The 16,549-nt window shown below is 66.6% G+C and carries 13 protein-coding genes; 3 read left to right on the top strand and 10 right to left on the bottom strand.

Translation table 11 applies throughout. The features are described from left to right. Positions 1–14: 14 nt before the first annotated feature. The gene (gene treY / locus PWF70_RS15035; RefSeq protein WP_035752764.1) at positions 15–2,321 is read left to right on the top strand and encodes a malto-oligosyltrehalose synthase; all 2,307 of its coding nucleotides are present in this window, start codon (positions 15–17) and stop codon (positions 2,319–2,321) included. A gap of 9 nt (positions 2,322–2,330) precedes the next feature. On the opposite strand, the gene PWF70_RS15040 is transcribed toward treY, so the two are convergent. From PWF70_RS15040 to PWF70_RS15080, 9 genes are read right to left on the bottom strand one after another with little or no spacing between them, the layout of a single operon-like run. Next, entirely contained in the window at positions 2,331–3,128 is a 798-nt protein-coding gene (locus tag PWF70_RS15040; protein WP_006359652.1) for a hypothetical protein, read from the bottom strand. A gap of 27 nt (positions 3,129–3,155) precedes the next feature. Beyond that, a complete protein-coding gene (locus tag PWF70_RS15045; RefSeq protein WP_035752767.1) occupies positions 3,156–4,328 on the bottom strand; it encodes an MlaD family protein in 1,173 nt (390 codons plus the stop codon). Further along, complete coding sequence (locus PWF70_RS15050) at positions 4,325–5,482, bottom strand: MlaD family protein (RefSeq protein WP_372512876.1); 1,158 nt, start codon at positions 5,480–5,482, stop codon at positions 4,325–4,327. The genes PWF70_RS15045 and PWF70_RS15050 overlap by 4 nt, the downstream gene beginning before the upstream one ends. Further along, positions 5,479–6,582, bottom strand: a complete 1,104-nt coding sequence (locus tag PWF70_RS15055; protein ID WP_119032610.1) for an MCE family protein — start codon at positions 6,580–6,582, stop codon at positions 5,479–5,481. The genes PWF70_RS15050 and PWF70_RS15055 overlap by 4 nt, the downstream gene beginning before the upstream one ends. Then, on the bottom strand, positions 6,576–7,565 hold the full coding sequence (locus tag PWF70_RS15060) for an MCE family protein (RefSeq protein WP_075864074.1): 990 nt from the start codon (positions 7,563–7,565) through the stop codon (positions 6,576–6,578). Before PWF70_RS15060 ends, PWF70_RS15055 begins: the two co-directional genes overlap by 7 nt. Continuing rightward, positions 7,562–8,596 carry an MCE family protein gene (locus PWF70_RS15065; protein WP_042377405.1) on the bottom strand — a complete coding sequence of 345 codons (1,035 nt, stop codon included), beginning with the start codon at positions 8,594–8,596 and terminating at the stop codon, positions 7,562–7,564. Before PWF70_RS15065 ends, PWF70_RS15060 begins: the two co-directional genes overlap by 4 nt. Continuing rightward, entirely contained in the window at positions 8,593–9,915 is a 1,323-nt protein-coding gene (locus PWF70_RS15070; protein ID WP_035752626.1) for an MlaD family protein, read from the bottom strand. The genes PWF70_RS15065 and PWF70_RS15070 overlap by 4 nt, the downstream gene beginning before the upstream one ends. Positions 9,916–9,925: 10 nt before the next feature. Continuing rightward, on the bottom strand, positions 9,926–10,792 hold the full coding sequence (locus tag PWF70_RS15075; protein WP_035752627.1) for an MlaE family ABC transporter permease: 867 nt from the start codon (positions 10,790–10,792) through the stop codon (positions 9,926–9,928). 1 nt (position 10,793) lies between these two features. Beyond that, complete coding sequence (locus PWF70_RS15080; RefSeq protein WP_286352656.1) at positions 10,794–11,573, bottom strand: MlaE family ABC transporter permease; 780 nt, start codon at positions 11,571–11,573, stop codon at positions 10,794–10,796. A gap of 44 nt (positions 11,574–11,617) precedes the next feature. Here PWF70_RS15080 and PWF70_RS15085 point away from each other — a divergent pair. Both PWF70_RS15085 and treZ read left to right on the top strand, forming a co-directional pair. Further along, positions 11,618–12,783, top strand: a protein-coding gene (locus PWF70_RS15085; protein WP_085948641.1) for an IS3 family transposase whose coding sequence is annotated in 2 segments (ribosomal slippage) — positions 11,618–11,902 and positions 11,905–12,783 — 1,164 coding nt in all. Because the reading frame shifts where the segments join, the coding sequence is not laid out codon by codon here. 489 nt (positions 12,784–13,272) lie between these two features. Continuing rightward, positions 13,273–14,997 carry a malto-oligosyltrehalose trehalohydrolase gene (gene treZ / locus PWF70_RS15090; protein ID WP_035752629.1) on the top strand — a complete coding sequence of 575 codons (1,725 nt, stop codon included), beginning with the start codon at positions 13,273–13,275 and terminating at the stop codon, positions 14,995–14,997. A 1-nt stretch (position 14,998) separates the two neighbouring features. On the opposite strand, the gene ilvA is transcribed toward treZ, so the two are convergent. Further along, positions 14,999–16,378 (bottom strand): threonine ammonia-lyase IlvA, encoded by a 1,380-nt coding sequence (gene ilvA / locus PWF70_RS15095; RefSeq protein ID WP_035752631.1) that lies wholly within the window; start codon positions 16,376–16,378, stop codon positions 14,999–15,001. Positions 16,379–16,549 lie beyond the last annotated feature (171 nt).

The raw sequence follows: 16,549 nt of genomic DNA on the forward strand, positions 1-16,549 counted from the left end.
TGGGCACCGCCTCGATGAGCACACGACCGACACCGCGGGCCACCTACAGGTTCCAACTCAACGGCGACTTCGGGTTCGCCGATGTCACCGCGACGCTGGATCACCTCGTCGACCTGGGGGTCAGTCACGTCTACCTGTCCCCCATCGGCACGGCCGCGGCCGGGTCCACCCACGGCTACGACTGGCTTCCGCCGCCCGCCGTGTCCGATGTCCTCGGGGGCATCGACGGTCTGCGTGAACTCCGCCGCGCGGCAACCGATCGCGGGCTCGGCATCATCATCGACATCGTCCCCAACCACACCGGTGTGGCGGATGCGCTCGCCAACCCGTGGTTCGCCGACCTGCTCCGTCACGGCCACCGGTCGCAATACGCCTCGTACTTCGACGTCGACCTCAGCGACGACAACGGCGCCGACGGGAAGATCGCGCTGCCGGTCGTCGCCGCCGACGGCGACCTGAGTCCGCTCGAGATCGACGAGCAGGGCAACCTGCGGTACTACGACCACGCCTTCCCGATCGCCCCCGGGACCGCGGACGGGACCGCCGCGGAAGTCCATGCGCGCCAGCACTACAAGCTCGTGCCGTGGAACAGCGGGCTGATCGGGTACCGCCGGTTCTTCACCGTCAACGAACTCGCCGGCCTCCGGCAGGAGGACCCCGCGGTCTACGACGCCACCCACGGGTGGCTGCGGGAGCTCATCGCCGAGGACCTCATCGACGGCGTGCGCGTCGATCATCCGGACGGACTCTGGGACCCCCAGCAGTACCTCCGCAATCTCCGCCACGACGTCGGCGACGACCGGCTGATCTACATCGAGAAGATCCTCGCCCCGGACGAGCCCCTCGAACCGACGCTGCCCGTCGAGGGCACCACCGGCTACGACCAGATGCGGATCATCGACGGGCTGTTCGTCGCACCGTCTGGCGTCGTGCAACTCACCGAACTCAACGAGCACCTCACCGGCGACACCGGCGACGCGCAGTGGTTCGCGTCGGTGGAGCACCAGCGCAAGCTGACGACGCTGCGCGAGTCCTTCCCCACCGAACTGCGACGACTCGTCCGGACGATCACCCATTCCGACCCGGCCGCCGACTCCGAATCCATCGCCGACGCCTGCGCCGAACTCATCGCCGCCCTCGGGGTGTACCGCGCCGACTATCCGTCCCTGCGGCCGCGCCTGGAAACGACCGCCGTACGGATCGCCGCCGCGAACCCCTCGCTGACACGAGCACTCGATGCCATCATGCGCGCCACCCGGAGTCCCGGTGCCGCGACCTCACGCCTGGCGCAGACCTGTGGCGCGGTGACGGCGAAGAGCGTCGAGGACAGCCTCTTCTACCGCACCGCGCGGTTGGTGTCGGCTCAGGAGGTGGGCGGCGATCCGGCGAATCCGGCGGTGTCGCTCAACGAATTCCACGATCACAACGCCCAACGCGCCCGTCGCTGGCCGCTGGCGATGACCGCGACGTCGACGCACGACACCAAGCGGGGCGAGGACGTCCGCGCCCGGATCGCACTCCTCTCGCAGGTGCCCGAACGATGGTCGCTGGTCATCGAACGCGTCTGGCTGGGGACCGAGATCCCGGACAACCTGACGTGCTACTTCCTGCTGCAGAACATCTTCGGTGTCTGGCCGGCCGATGGCGAGGTCACGGATGAGTTGCGTGCGCGCCTCGTCGAGTACGCCCGCAAGGCCTCGCGTGAGGCCGGACTCCGCACCACGTGGACCGAGATCGACGAGGACTTCGAAACGGCGATCGAGCGCTGGATCCACCAGGTGACCACCGATCCGATCGCGACCGCGGTCAGCGATCTGGTCGCCCGGACCTCCTCCGCCTGGCGGCAGGAGACCCTCGCCCGCAAGGCGATCGCACTCCTCGGACCCGGCGTCCCCGACATCTATCAGGGCACCGAATGGTGGGACGACTCACTCGTCGACCCGGACAACCGACGGCCGGTGGATTTCGCTCGGTCCCTGGAACATCCGAAGGCCGAACTCGTGCGTACCGCGCTCGGTGTCCGCGCCGGGCACCCGGAGGCATTCGGTGCATCGAGCACGTACCACCGCCTGCCGGTCGACGGTCCGGCCTCCGATCACGCCATCGCCTTCGGCCGCGGCTCCGACGACGCACCCGAGGTCGTCGTGATCGCCGCGCGGTTCACCCACAGCCTCAAACCCGAATCGGCGGCCGACACCGTCATCGAGTTGCCGCGCGGCACTCGCTGGCGTGATGTCCGCACCGGCGTCACCCATTCCGACACCGTCGATCTCGCCGCGGCGAGGACCGACCACCCGGTGGCGATCCTCGTCCGCGACTGAGCTCTCGGGCTAGCCGCCCGGGTTGGGGGCCGGCGCGGGACTCGGCTGCGGCGCGGGAGCACCGCCGGCACCCGGCAACGACTGCGACGGGTCGATCTGACCGCTGGGGCTACCGGGCGGGCCGTCGACCTTGGAGACCAGCCACTTGCCGTCCTCCTTGTCCAGGTCGAGCCGGAACACCATGAGACTGGTTCCGCCGGTGGGTAGTTTGACGCTTCGGCCGGTCACCTCGGCCATCACGACCGTCTTGGCGGAGTCGGTCTCCACCGTCTCGACCGCGACGACACTGATCTTCGAGGACACCTCGATCTTGAGGGCCTCGACATTCTGCTCGGTGTCGGCGCGCTCCTGCTCGAGACGCTTGCGCAGCTCCCCGGTCGACAGCGGACCGAGCAGTTCCTTGGAGTTGCCCGCATTGTCGGCGTTGAGGGTCGTCACCAGCTTGGTGACGAAATCCGCCGAGGCGGTCTTGGCGTCGGCGAAGGCGGTCGCCTCGCTCTGCAAGGTGTACGTCCGCCAGCCGAGGAACCCGACAGCCGCGATCAGGGCGATGACCAGGAACGCACCGAGTGCGCGCTTGATCCCGCTCGCGGTGACCGTCAGCGAGAACTCCTTACCGGTCGCGGGCTGCGGCTCGGGCGCGGTCGCAGGCTCGGGCCCCACAGGACCGGAACCGCTGCGACGCGCCGACTTTCCGCGCGGAGTGGCAGTGGCATCCGCAACGGGTTTCTCGGTGCCGACCTTCTCGGTGCTGGTCTCCTCGTCGGACACGTGCTTCTCGTGATCTGGCTTCTCAGGGTCTGTCATCTACAGGTCACGCAACTTGTCTGGTCGTCATTTGTCGAGCGGCACCGTGCGGGCGTTCGGGTCGTAACCCGGTGGGGGCCCTGCGGTGTCGTCGCCCGGCGGTCGTGGTGCGTTGGCCGAACCACGGATCTGCTGGTTCGGATCCTCGGTCACACAGTACAGATTGGTCGGGATGGTCAGCTCGAGGACTTGGGTCGGCCGACGCGGGGTGACCGGGTAGTTGCAGCTCGGTCGCGGATACACCGAACCGAACGTCCACCACGCGCCGTCGTGGAACATGGTGAGGCTCTTGATGCTCGCATCCCGGATCGATGGCATCAGCGTCGCGAGGGCCGGTGCACGCAGCGCGCCCTGCTCGGCGATGTCGAGGAACTGCTTCATCACGTCGGTCACCGGGTCGGTCAGCTGGTTGATCGAACCGGCGAGGCTGGTCATCTGCGACGGGCCGCGGTCGAGCAGCGTGCGCAGCTCCTTGTCGGAGGCCGCGGCGGCGTTGATCAGGTCGCTCAGCCCCGACACCGTGGTCCCGAAGTCGGGCTGGATGTCGGCGGTCGTCTTGAAGATGGTGCCCGCATTCTGGATCAGCTTCGTCGTCTCGGGCAATGCGGTGTAGAGCCGGGCGAAGATCGTTCCGCCCGAGTCGAACAGCACCTCGAGATCGTTGGAGCCGTCCTCGGAGTACAGCGCGATCTTCAGGTTGTCCACGGCCGAGCGCAGTTGCGCCGGATCGATCTGCTGGATGAGTTCCAGCGAGGACTCGAGGAGATCGGAGAACGGCACGGTGACCTTGGTCTGCCCGGCCTCGATCACGTCGCCGTCTTCGAGGTACGGGCCGTCGGTGGTGGTCGGTTGGAAGTCGACGTACTGCTCGCCGGCCGCCGACAACCCCAGCGCGGAGACCTGGGTGTTGCGGTTGATCTTGTACCGGTCGTCGACCGAGACCTTCACCGTCACCGAATCCGGCTCCACGCGAATGGTGTCGACCTCGCCGATACGCGCCCCGCGAAGGGTGACCCCCGAGGTCTCCTGCAGGCCGCCGGAGATCGGGAACTCGATGGTCAGCTTGTACTTGCCCGCCAACGGCTCCCACCGCAACGTGCCGAGCGACAGGTAGCCGAGCCCGACGACCATGACCAGGACGAGCCCGATGTTGCCGGCGAGTACGGAATGCTTGCGGAGGAAACCGAATACGCCGCTCATCCGCAGCACCCCTTGGTTCCGGTGAGTCGGGCGAGCAGCCGCGTGAGCGTCTGCTGGAGCGCTGCCGAGCCCGAATCGACGTCCTCGAGCTCGGGAAGCCTGCTCGCCGAGTCGAACCCGACGCCCGGGTTCAGCCAGTACACCTTTGCCGACACCGCAGCCGCGCTACCCGGCGTGGACTTGATCCACTTGGGGGTCAACGTGTGCAGGTTGTCGGCCAGCGACCCAAGCGGGCCGGCGGCCTGCCGCAGACCGGCCAGCACCGTCGACAGATGCCCGAGCATCTCCACGAGGTTGTCCTGATCGGTGCGCAGGAAGTCGTTGGTTGCCGCGGTCACCTGCTGGGCCTTGTCCAGCGAGGTCAGGATGGAGCCGATCTGGCCGTTCAGCGACTGAAGCGCGGGGCCCAGTTTGTTGATCGAGGCCATGATCTGTGCTCGGCCGTCCGCCAGCTGACCGGTCAGGATTCGGGTGTTCTCCAGCGACCTGTCGACCTGCGCCGAACTCTGATTGAGTTTGCGGATGCCGGTCGTCAGACCGCGGATCGCACCGTTGAGGTCCGTCGGATTGGTCGCGACGGCCGCGCTCAGTTCGGTGAGGATGACCGTGAGCGAGTTCAGCGATCCGCTGTCGACCACGCCGCTCATGCTGATGAGCAGATCCTCGACGGTCGACGCCGCGGAGGTGGGACCGGTCAGGGTGTCTCCATCGACCATGAAGCCCTTCGTGGCAGTGGGCGGCGGCAGCAACGCCACGAACACGTCGCCCAGCGGAGTCGCCTGCCGGAGTTCGGCACCCGTGCCCACGGGCAGTTCGGTCTTCTTGCTGACGTCCATGGTGACGATCGCCGAGTAGTCCTTGGCGACAATGGTGTCGACCTGCCCCACGTCGGTGCCGTTGAGCTTCACCTTGGCGCGTGTCGGCAGATTCAGGGCGTTGTCGAAATTCGCCGTCAGCCGGATGGAGTCACCGATGCCACCGGGGGCCGGCAGCGGGATCTGCTCGACGGTGAGGCCGGGCAACAGGCCACAGCCGGTGAGCCCCATCAGAGCGCTGAGCAGCACCGCCGTCACCGCGCCGCGTCGCATGCGGGAACGGCCACGTGTCGGTTCAGCGACCGTGCGACCAAGGGAAGCGCTTGTCACCGCTCTCATTTCGTCAGCTCCAGCATCGCGGAGTAGATGCCCATGTCCGGACCGAAGTCCTTCAGCTTGCCGGTGCGACAGCCGTCCTTCTGCAGGTTGATCGCGTCGCAGAACTTGGCGAGCAACTCGTTGTCGAGGAGCGACTTGTCGAGCAGCACCTGTGCACGCCAGGCGCCCTGCTCGGCGGAGATCGAATTGCTCAGGTTCTGGAACAGCAGCGGACCGACGTCGATGGTCTCCACAACCTGCCGCGAGTAGTCGCTCAGGTTGGCGGTCAGCGCGGCGAGGCGGTCGAAGGAGACCGAGATCGTGTTGGTGTTGTTCTGCAGGAACGCCGTCGTGTTCTGCAGGCTCTGGTTCAGGTTGCGCATGGTCGCCACGAGACCGGGCGACTGCGCGCCGAGCAGCTGGGACACCTCGTTGACCGACTTCGAGAAGGCCGTCATCTTCGGGTAGTTCTTCACCAGCGTGGTGGTGAGTCCCTCGATGGTCTCGATGATGTCGACGAGCGCGTCACTGTTGCCCGAGATCACGTTCGACGCCTGGCCGAGCTGATCAAGGGCGGCACGGATTTCCTCGCCGTTGCCCGTGGCGATGCCCGAGGTGATGTCGATCATGTCCGCGAGAGGTCCCGGACCCGGGCCCTCCCCCTTCAGGCCCACGACGAGACCGTCGATGGCGTCGAACAGTTCACCGACCGAGACCGGGGCCTTCGTCTCCTTCAGCACCGAGCCGTCCTCGAGCTTGGGTCCGCCCTCGTAGGCCGGGGTCAGCTCGACGTGGCGCGTGGTCACGATGGAGGTGTTGACGATGGCCGCCGTCGCGTCGGCAGGCACCGGCACATCGTTGTCGATGGTCATGGTGACCTTGACCCGGTCGCCCTGCGGCTCAACGGCGGTCACCTGACCGACCGGCATGCCGAGGACCGCGACGTCGTTGCTGACGTAGAGGCCGGCGACGTTGTCGAAGTAGGCGGTGACCTCGATCGCCTGCCCGAAGGCGGCCTTCCAGCTGCCCGGGATCATCGAACACCCCGAGAGTCCCACGATGCCGAGCAGGGAGATGCACACGAGGAGCGTCGAACGACGCAGCTTCTGCGGATTCAGCATCCGTCCACCACCCGGGCGAGGCACAGCCAGTTGTCGGGGAAGATGCCCCAGGGCAGGTAACTGTTCGCGTAGGGGCCGTCGCCGATGACGTTGTTGGTCAGACGAGCCGTCACGGGGAGGATTTCCAGTAGCTTGCGCAGGTTGTTGCGGTTCTTCTCCAGCCCCTGCGTGATGGTGTTGAGGTTCGCCATGATCGGGGCGAACTGGTTGGCGTTCTCCCCTGCCACCGCACTGGCCTGTTCGGTGAGTTCGGCGATGCCGTCGAGCAGGCGTGTCACCAGTTCCTCACGGGCCACGATCTTCTGGGTCAGGTCGCGTCCCTGGCCGACGATCACCGCCAGTTGCGCCTGGTTGTCGTTGACGATGTTCGTGATCGTCTTGGTGTCGGCGATCAATTGATTGATCTGGTCCTTGCGGTTGGTGATGACCTCCGACATCTGCGTCAGGGCCTCGAACGTCGGCTCGGTGATCGCGGGGACACCGGCGAGCTGACGATTGAGTGTGCGGATGCTCTGCGAGAGGGTCTGGTCGTCGATACCGGTCAGGATCGGTGCACCCGCTTCGATGGTGCGGTTCAGGTCGTAGGGCACCGCGGTCCGCTCGATGTGGCCGTCGGGTGCTTCCTCGGGCGAATCGCCCAGCGACACATCGACGTAGCGCTGACCGAGCAGCGTCGACATCTTGATCTCGGCCATGCCGTTCTTCGTCACCTTGACGTCGGTGTCGACCTTCATGGTGAGCGCGACGTGCTGGCCGGCGAGTTCGGTTTCGGTGACCTCCCCGACGTCGATGCCGGCGACGCGCACCTTGTCCCCCGGCCGGATTCCGCCGGCCTGGGCGAAGTCGGCGGTGAGCGTCTTCTTCCCGAGATGCGCACCGGCCAGCGCCGTCACGCCCAGCAGAAGTGCGACGATGACGACCGCCCCGATCACGCCGTACCAGACGCGGGTGTTGCTGCGGAACTTCTTGCGGAACCAGCTCATCGGCACACCACCGAATGATTAGTGCCACCGATCTTGTTGAAGATCCCCGGCGGCAGCAGGACATCACCGATCGCGACGTCGAGGTCGCAGGCATAGATGTTCAGGTATGCACCCTCTCCGAGTACCAGCGGGAAGTGGCCGAGGAAGATCGGCGCGTCGACGGCCATCCGGTCGAGCTTGGAGCCGTTCTCGATGAGCGTCCTGGTGGCAATCCGCCCGTTGGTCGCGGCGGCGGCGAGGCTGCCCCGGCTGCGGCTCAGGACGTCGGCGAAACCGTCTGCCGTGCGGCCGATGTCGGAGACCGCGCTGCCGAACGCCGCCGAGTTCGAGTTGAGGTTCGCGATCAGATCGGACATCGACTCGATCACGGTGCCGAGCTGACCGCCCTGACGGGACAGGTCACGCATGACGGTGCTCAGGTTGTTGATGATCGCGCCGATCACGATGTCGCGGTTGGCGGTGTCCTCGGCCAGCCGGCCCACCTCGGCGACGGTGTAGCTCAACGAGACCGAATTGCCCTGGAAAGCCTCGAGGAGACCCTGCGACAATGCGTTGACCTGCTCGGCGTCGAGGGTCTCGAACACCGGCTGGAATCCGGCGAGGAGCTTGGTGACGTCGAAGGAGTCCTCGGACGGCAACTCCAGCGTCGACCCGGGCGCCAGCGGCTTGCTGTCGCGGCCCTCGACCAGGGTCAGATTGAGATACCGCTGACCGATGAGGTTCTGATAGCGGATCGCACCGCGCGTGTTGGTGTAGACCTGTTGGTCGTTCTGCACCTCGAATTCGACTCGGGCGCGCCCGTTGTCGAGTTCGATCTTGTCGACGCGCCCGACGCGGACGCCCGCCATGCGGACGTCGTCGCCGGCGGCGAGTCCCGAGGCGTCGGTGAAGAACGTCGTGTAGTTGTTGGTCGATCCCGACACCGATCGTTCTAGGGTCGAGAAGATCACATACGTCACGAGCAACGCGACGAGACCGAAGATCGTGAAGCCGATCAACGGTTTGCGGATCGAATCCGAGGCCGCGCTCATCGTCCCCCTCCCTGATCAGTGGCAGCGTCACGTGCGTCGATGGACTGGACCAGCGGTCCGAGCATGATCGTGTCGGCGGCCGACGGCGCCCGGCGCAGCACTGCGCCGAGGGTCTTGTTGTCGGCGTCGGTGGTCACCATGCCCACCGGACGGTTCTTGCGCATGCCGTCGGACGGATAGATCCGCAGCGGACCCGACATCGTCGGTCCGGTACCGGTTCCCGGCCCCACGCAACCCGGCCCGCGCAGCGTGCCGTACGGGCCGCCGTTGTACACCGGACAGTTCTGACGCGTGTAGCGGACGAAGGCACCGAAGCTGACGCCGATGTTGAGCTGGACGTGTCCGTTCGTCCCGGTGAAGACCGTGAGCACCCGAGCCGCCAGGTTGTTCAGCGCGATGACCGCCTGCGGCAACGAGTTCGGTTCGAGCACGGTGGCGCCGAGCATGCGGTTCAGGTCGGTGACGAGTCGCTGACCGCCGTTGCCGTTGCGGGCGAACATCAGCTGTAGCTGGTCGAGCAGTCCCTGGTTGCCGGACAGCAGCGCCGCGAGGTCACGCTGCTTCTCGGCGATGGTCACCGCCGGGATCACGCTGCGCCCCAGGGCGTCGAGCAGTTCCGGCGAGGACTCCGCGAGACCGCTGATCGCGGCGTCGAAGTTGTCGAATCCCGGGGGTGCACCCGGCGGGAACTGTGCGTTGATCGCGTCGAAGTAGGTCCGCAGCACGCCGACGAACGAGCCGAACACCGATCCGCCGCCCTTGAGGGCGTCGGCGACGACGCCGAGTACCTGGGCGAGTTCCTCCGGCGGCACCGCGTCGAGGATGGCATTCAACTCGTTCTGCGCGTCCTGCAGCTTGATCGTCTCGAGCGACGTGTCGGCGGGGATGGAGTCACCCGACGACAGTCGTTCGGTACCCGGCTCGGCGGGTCGGACGAGTTCGACGGAGTTGACGCCGAACAGGTTCGACGGCACGGTCCGTGCGGTCACCGACGCCGGGATGCCCTCGGCCTGCGCGGGCACGATGTCGATCTCGACCTTCTTGATCACCTTCGCGGCGTCGACCCGGTCGCCGGAATCGCCGACCGAGATGGACTTCACCGAGCCGACGATGAGGCCGTTGTACCGGACGTCGGCGCCCGACGTCAGACCGTCACCGATGTCGACGAGGTCGGCGGTCACACCCACCGTTTTGCTGAAGGTTCCCTGGTACCGCATGAACAGCAGCACGAAGATCACCAGCAGCACCAGCAGGAAGGCGATGCCGCGCAGCACGAATTGCATCAGCGAGGGGTTACGCCCGTCGGTTGCGATGTTCACCGGCGCTCCCTCATCCCGAGATCTTGATTCCGGGCGAGGTGCCCCAGAACACGAGTGTCATGACCAGGTTCGCGAACACGATCACGATGATCGCGAGCCGGATGGCATGTCCGGCAGCAATTCCCACACCTTCGGGTCCCCCAGCGGCGAAGTATCCGTAGTAGCACTGGATGAACGTCGTCAGCAGCACGAAGACGATCACCTTGATGAACGAGAACACCATGTCCCAGGACACGATGAACTGGTTGAAGTAGTAGAGGTAGGTGCCCTCGCCCTGGCCGCTCTGGAGCATGAACATGAACTGGCACGCAAGGTAGTTGGCGGCCAGCGACACCGAGTACAGCGGGACGATCGCGATGACCGCGGCCAGCATGCGGGTGGTGACCAGGTACGGCAGCGGCCGGATGGCGATCGCCTCGAGGGCGTCGATCTCCTCGGCGATGCGCATCGAACCGAGCTGGGCCGTGAAGCGGCAACCCGATTGCGCGGTGAACGCCGTCGCCGCGAGCAGCGGGGCGATCTCACGCGTCGTCGCGAACGCCGACAGACCACCGGTCACCGGCGACATGCCGAGCAGGTTCAGCGCGGTGTAACCCTCGATGCCGACGGTCGCACCGCCCATGATCCCGAGGATCACCATGACGCCGACCGTGCCGCCGCCCACGACGATCGCGCCGTTGCCCCACGCGACGTCGGCGAGCAGGCGCCAGACTTCTTTGCTGTAGTGCCGGAAGGCCAGCGGGACCGCGCCGATCGAGCGGACGAGGAAGGTGATGAGATGCCCCATCGCCGCGAGGGCGTCGCGCGGACCGCGATAGACGGCCTTGGCGGCCTCCAGGGGTTTCAGCGCGGGTGGCACATACCGTGACGCGGTCATCTCACACCACCTTCGCCGGGAAGAGGATCGCGAACAGCTGCGTGAGGATCACGTTCACGGTGAACAGGAGCAGGACGGAGTTGACCACCGCGGCGTTCACCGAGTTGGCGACGCCGGCGGGACCACCCTTTGTCGAGAGGCCGCGATCGCAGGCGACGATCGCCACGATCGCGCCGAATATGACGGCCTTGGCCAACGCGAACATCAGGTCCGCGGTCGTCGCAAAGGACGCAAAGGTGCCCGTGTAACTGCCTGGCGTACCGCCCTGGAAGTACACGTTGAAGACGTAACCGGTGATGAAGCCGACGAAGCAGACGAAGCCGCAGAGCAGGAAACTGACCACCATCGTGGCGAGCAGACGCGGCGAGATCAGACGCTCGATGGGGTTGACGCCCATCACCTTCATGGCGTCGATCTCGTCGCGGATGGTGCGGGAACCGAGGTCGGCCGCGATGGCCGAACCGACCGCGCCCGCGAGGAGCAGCGAGGTGACCAGGGGCGCACCCTGACGGATGACGCCGAGGCCGGTGGCCGCGCCGGAGAACGACGTCGCGCCGACCTGGCCGGCGATGTTGGACACCTGGATCGACACGATGACGCCGATCGGGATGGCGACGAGCAGGGTCGGGAACACCGAGGTGCTCGCCATGAAGGCGCACTGTCGGATGAACTCACCGAATGGGAAACGCCGCTTGAAGAGGTCGACGAAGAGCGTACGGAACACCTCGACGAACATGCCCAGCTGGCGTCCGAAGGGGGCTGGTGCACGAGTAGGTGACATCTGATCTGGCTTGCCCTGCCGGGCGGCCTGGAAGGATGCCAGCTGTGCCCAAGCCCTATCCCCAGGAGTTCCGCGACGACGTTGTCCGCGTCGCCCAGAACCGTGAAGACGGTGTGACTCTCGAACAGATCGCTGCCGACTTCGGTATCCACCCGATGACCCTGAACAAGTGGATCCGCAAGGCCGACGTGGAGGCCGGGATCAAGCCCGGCACCACGTCGGCCGAATCGCGTGAGCTGCGCGAGGCCAAGCGGCGTGTGCGCCTGCTTGAACAGGAGAACGAGGTCTTACGCCGGGCGGCGGCGTACCTGTCCCAAGCGAATCTGCCGGGAAAAGGTGGTACCCGCTCGTGAGTGAGCTGGCCGCTGACGGCATCCCCGTCACGGTGGCGTGTCGGGTACTCAAGATCGCTCGCCAGCCCTACTACCGGTGGCGCAAGAACCCGATCACCGACGCCGAGCTCGCCGAGGCGTACCGGGCCAACGCCCTGTTCGACGCCCACCGCGAAGACCCGGAGTTCGGCTACCGCTACCTCGCCGACGAGGCCGAAGCCGCAGGCGAGAAGATGTGCCGGCGGACGGCGTGGCGGATCTGCTCCGCCGGCGGCTGGACCAGCACCATCAGCAAGAGAGGCCGCGGCAAGCACCGCAAGGCCGGCCCGCCTGTACACGACGATCTCGTCAAGAGAGACTTCACCGCGCCCGGCCCCAACGAGCTGTGGCTGACCGACATCACCGAGCACTGGACGGCCGAGGGCAAGCTGTACCTGTGCGCGATCAAGGACGTCTACTCGGGCCGGATCGTCGGGTACTCGATCGACTCGAGAATGAAGTCCCGCCTGGCCGTGGCCGCCCTGAACAGCGCTGTCGCCAGGCGAGGGGACGTGGCCGGCTGCGTTCTGCACAGCGATAGAGGGTCTCAATTTCGTTCGAAGAAGATGCAGAAGGCCATCACCCGGCACGGCATGCTCGGGTCGATGGGCAGGGTCGGTGCGTGTGGTGACAACGCGGCGATGGAGAGCTTCTTCTCGCTGCTACAGAACAACGTCCTCGACCGTCGATCCTGGGCCACCAGAGACGAGCTCCGGGCCGCCATCGTGCACTGGATCGAACGGACCTACCACCGCCGCAGACGACAGGACCGCCTCGGCAGATTGACCCCCATTGAATTCGAGACCATCATCAACCACGAGGCCCCTCAGGCCGCGTGACTAACCCTGTCACCTATCCGTGCACCAGGCCCAAGGTGTCGAAGGACGCGACGACATGTTTGTCGAACCACGACCGAACCGCACCCGGTCTCTTCCGACCGACCTCCTCGTCATCCGAGGTGACTGCGTCTGTGCTCAATCCCTACCCTTGCGTCTCGGCTTACCCGTTCACCGGCCGTCAGGTCGCCGTGCGTCGGTGTTGTCTCAAACTCCCGAACCGCTAGGCTGATCTGCTCGAGGTGCCCCCATGGGCATGAGCGTCGCCGTAATATACCCCACTCTCATCTTCGAGTGTGTGCGGCCTCACAGTATCGCGCGGTGCGACTTCGGTGACCCCGACATACCTTGCATGATGTGAGCAACTCCCCGACGATGTCCGCGACCGACCAGAGCACCACAACTTGGTCGGCCGACCAACGGGAACAGAACCCCCCACTTCGTTCCAATGCAGCTCCGTTTCAACCGCCGACCTCGGTGAACGAGATACGAGTGTGGGCCCCAGAGGCGGACAGGGTGGACCTCGTCGTACGATCCGGAGGTTCGGACTCCCGTTCACGGTCGGTACCGTTGTCCGCCGACGCGGGAGGGTGGTGGCGGGTCCCCGCGGACTCCGCGATCGAAACCGGTCCGGACCTCCGCTACGGGTTCTCGATCGACGGTGGACCGGTGCGTCCCGATCCGCGCTCGGTCCGTCAACCCGAAGGCGTCCACGAGATGTCGGCGCTGTTCACCGTCGACGACTCGTCGTGGAGCGACGCCGGCTGGACGGGCCGCGATGTGCACGGCGCGGTGATCTACGAACTCCACCTCGGGACCTTCACCCCGGCAGGCACTCTCGACTCCGCGATCGAAAGGCTCGACCACCTGGTCGATCTCGGCGTCGATCTCGTCGAACTGATGCCGGTCAACGCTTTCAACGGCACCCATAACTGGGGTTACGACGGAGTCGGATGGTACGCCGTGCAGGAAACCTACGGCGGCCCGGCGGCACTCGCCCGGTTCGTGGACGCGTGCCACGCCAAGGGGCTCGGCGTCGTCCTCGACGTCGTCTACAACCATCTGGGCCCGTCGGGCAACTATCTGCCTGACTTCGGGCCCTATCTCAGCGAAGGCACGACGTCGTGGGGATCGTCGGTCAACCTGTCCGGACCCGACTCCGACGAGGTACGGGCGTTCATCGCCGGCACCGCACTGCGCTGGTTCACCGAGTTCCACGTCGACGGACTACGACTCGACGCCGTCCACGCCCTCGCCGACCATCGTGCGGTCCACATCCTCGAGGAACTGGCCGCCGCGACGGATGCACTGTCGGCCGAACTCGGGCGTCCGCTGTCGCTGATCGCGGAGAGCGATCTGAACGACCCGCGGTTGTTCCTGCCGCGGTCGGCCGGCGGTCTCGGGCTGGCCGCCCAGTGGGACGACGACATCCATCACGCCGTCCACACCCTCGTCTCGGGTGAACGACAGGGCTACTACGCCGACTTCGGCAGTTTCGAGTGTCTCGCAAAGGTCCTGACGGGCGGGTTCTTCCACGACGGCACCTACTCGTCGTTCCGGCGGCGCTGCCACGGCCGGCCGATCCCGACCGATCGGGTGCCCGCGTCGTCGCTGCTGGCCTACACGTGCACCCACGATCAGGTGGGCAATCGCGCGATCGGCGACCGGCCGAGCGCCAACCTGGACGGCGGACAGCTCGCGATCAAGGCCGCCCTGATCCTGTTGTCCCCGTTCACCCCGATGCTGTTCATGGGCGAGGAGTGGGCCGCCGCAACGCCGTTCCAGTTCTTCACCTCCCACCCCGAACCGGAACTGGGCCGGGCGACCGCGGAGGGCCGGAAGGCGGAGTTCGCCGAGCACGGTTGGGACAGTGGCGATGTGCCCGACCCGCAGGACCCGGAGACCTTCGAGCGGTCGAAGCTGGACTGGTCGGAGCCGGCCCGGCCCGACCACGCCCGCGTGCTCGACTTCTACCGGTCACTGATCGCGCTCCGGAAAACCGAAGCAGCCCTGCATGATCCGGCGTTCTCCTCCGTCGACGCCGAATTCGACGAGGCGGCAGGCTGGTTCGCGATGCACCGCGGCGAGTGGTCGGTGGTGTGCGTCCCCGGCGACGCGCCCGTGTCACTCCCCTGGCCGCTCGACATCCGGCTGGCTTGGGAGCAACCGGCCGACGGTGTGTCGCCCGGCCATAACGTGATCGTCGGGCTGCGGTAGATCAGGTCAGATACTCGTAGGCCGGCGAACCGGGCTCGAGGCGCTCACAGTGCAGGCGCGAGCGCGCCATCCGGTCCATCAGGGCACCGAGGCCGTCGGGGCTGCCGAGCTCGACACCCACCAGTGCGGCACCGGTCTCGCGGTTGTTGCGCTTGACGTATTCGAAGAGGGTGATGTCGTCGTCGGGTCCCAAGACCTCGTCGAGGAAGCGACGCAGCGCGCCGGGCTCCTGCGGGAAGTCGACCAGGAAGTAGTGCTTCAGGCCGCGATGCACCAGTGAGCGTTCGATGATCTCGCCGTAGCGGGAGACATCGTTGTTGCCGCCGGACACCAGACACACGACGACCGTGTCGTCGGGCAGTCGCAGCTTGTCCAATGCGGCGACCGCCAGTGCTCCGGCCGGTTCGGCGATGATGCCCTCGTTCTGGTACAGCTCCAGCATCGCCGAGCAGATGGCGCCCTCGTCGACGTGCGTGATGTGCGCCGTCCCGGGGGTCGGAGACACCGGACCGTCGTCGATGATCTGCGCAGCGGGGGTCGCGGAGATGCCGGCGAGCATCGGGTGATCACTGACGCTCGCGCCGAGTTCGGACATCACCCGGTGGCCGATGGTGCCGATCCGCTTCACGGCCGCGCCGTCGACGAAGGGGTCGATCTCGTCGAGGGTGATCGGCCCGCCGTTGACCAGCGCCGCACTCAACGACACGGCGCCGGTCGGTTCGATGCCGATGATCGTCACCTCGTCGGAGAGTCCGCGCAGATAGGTGGCCATGCCGGCCAGACAACCGCCGCCACCGACGGGCGCGACGACGACGTCGGGCACGCGGCCCAGCTGTTCGACGATCTCGCGCGCGATGGTTCCCTGCCCAGCCGCGGTCCGCGGGTCGTCGAAGGCGTGAATCCATGCGGAGCCGGTGCTCATCACATCGGCCTGCGCGGCCGCCGCCGCGGCGTCGTAGGTCTCCCCGATCGCCTTCAGCTCAACGAAATCGCCGCCGTGCCATGCGATCCGGTCGCGCTTCTGCTTCGGGGTGGTGGTCGGGACGTAGATCCGTCCGGGCACCTTCATGCTCTTGCACGCGAAAGCGACGCCCTGGGCGTGGTTTCCGGCACTGGCCGCCACCACACCGCGGGACAGCTCCTCGGCCGAGAGTTGGGCCATCACGTTGTACGCGCCGCGGATCTTGTAGGAGCGTACGGTCTGCAGATCCTCGCGCTTGAGGTAGATCTGGGCACCCGACCCCGACAGTCGCGGGCAGGCCTCGAGCGGGGTACGCGCCACGGCGTCGGCGATTCGCTCCGACGCCGCCTCGATGGCGTCGAGACTCAGTGCCGGACCGTGCTGGTGAACGGGGACGTGGTGCGTACTCACGACTGCCATGGTCTCACTGCGCGAGATCGTTCGAGGCGCCCGGGTACATCGATTTCGGCAAGGTCGGTGTGCTCGGCCGCTGCGGTCGGCCTCATTCCGGGGTTGCCCCACCCCGCAGGTGGGTATGTTCGCGACGTCGCTCGTCGCACGCGGACGGTATGCAGGGCCGCGCGAGGAGAA

This window comes from Gordonia sp. Swx-4, from assembly GCF_030316175.1.
In the GTDB taxonomy this organism is placed as follows: Bacteria; Actinomycetota; Actinomycetes; order Mycobacteriales; family Mycobacteriaceae; genus Gordonia; species Gordonia alkanivorans.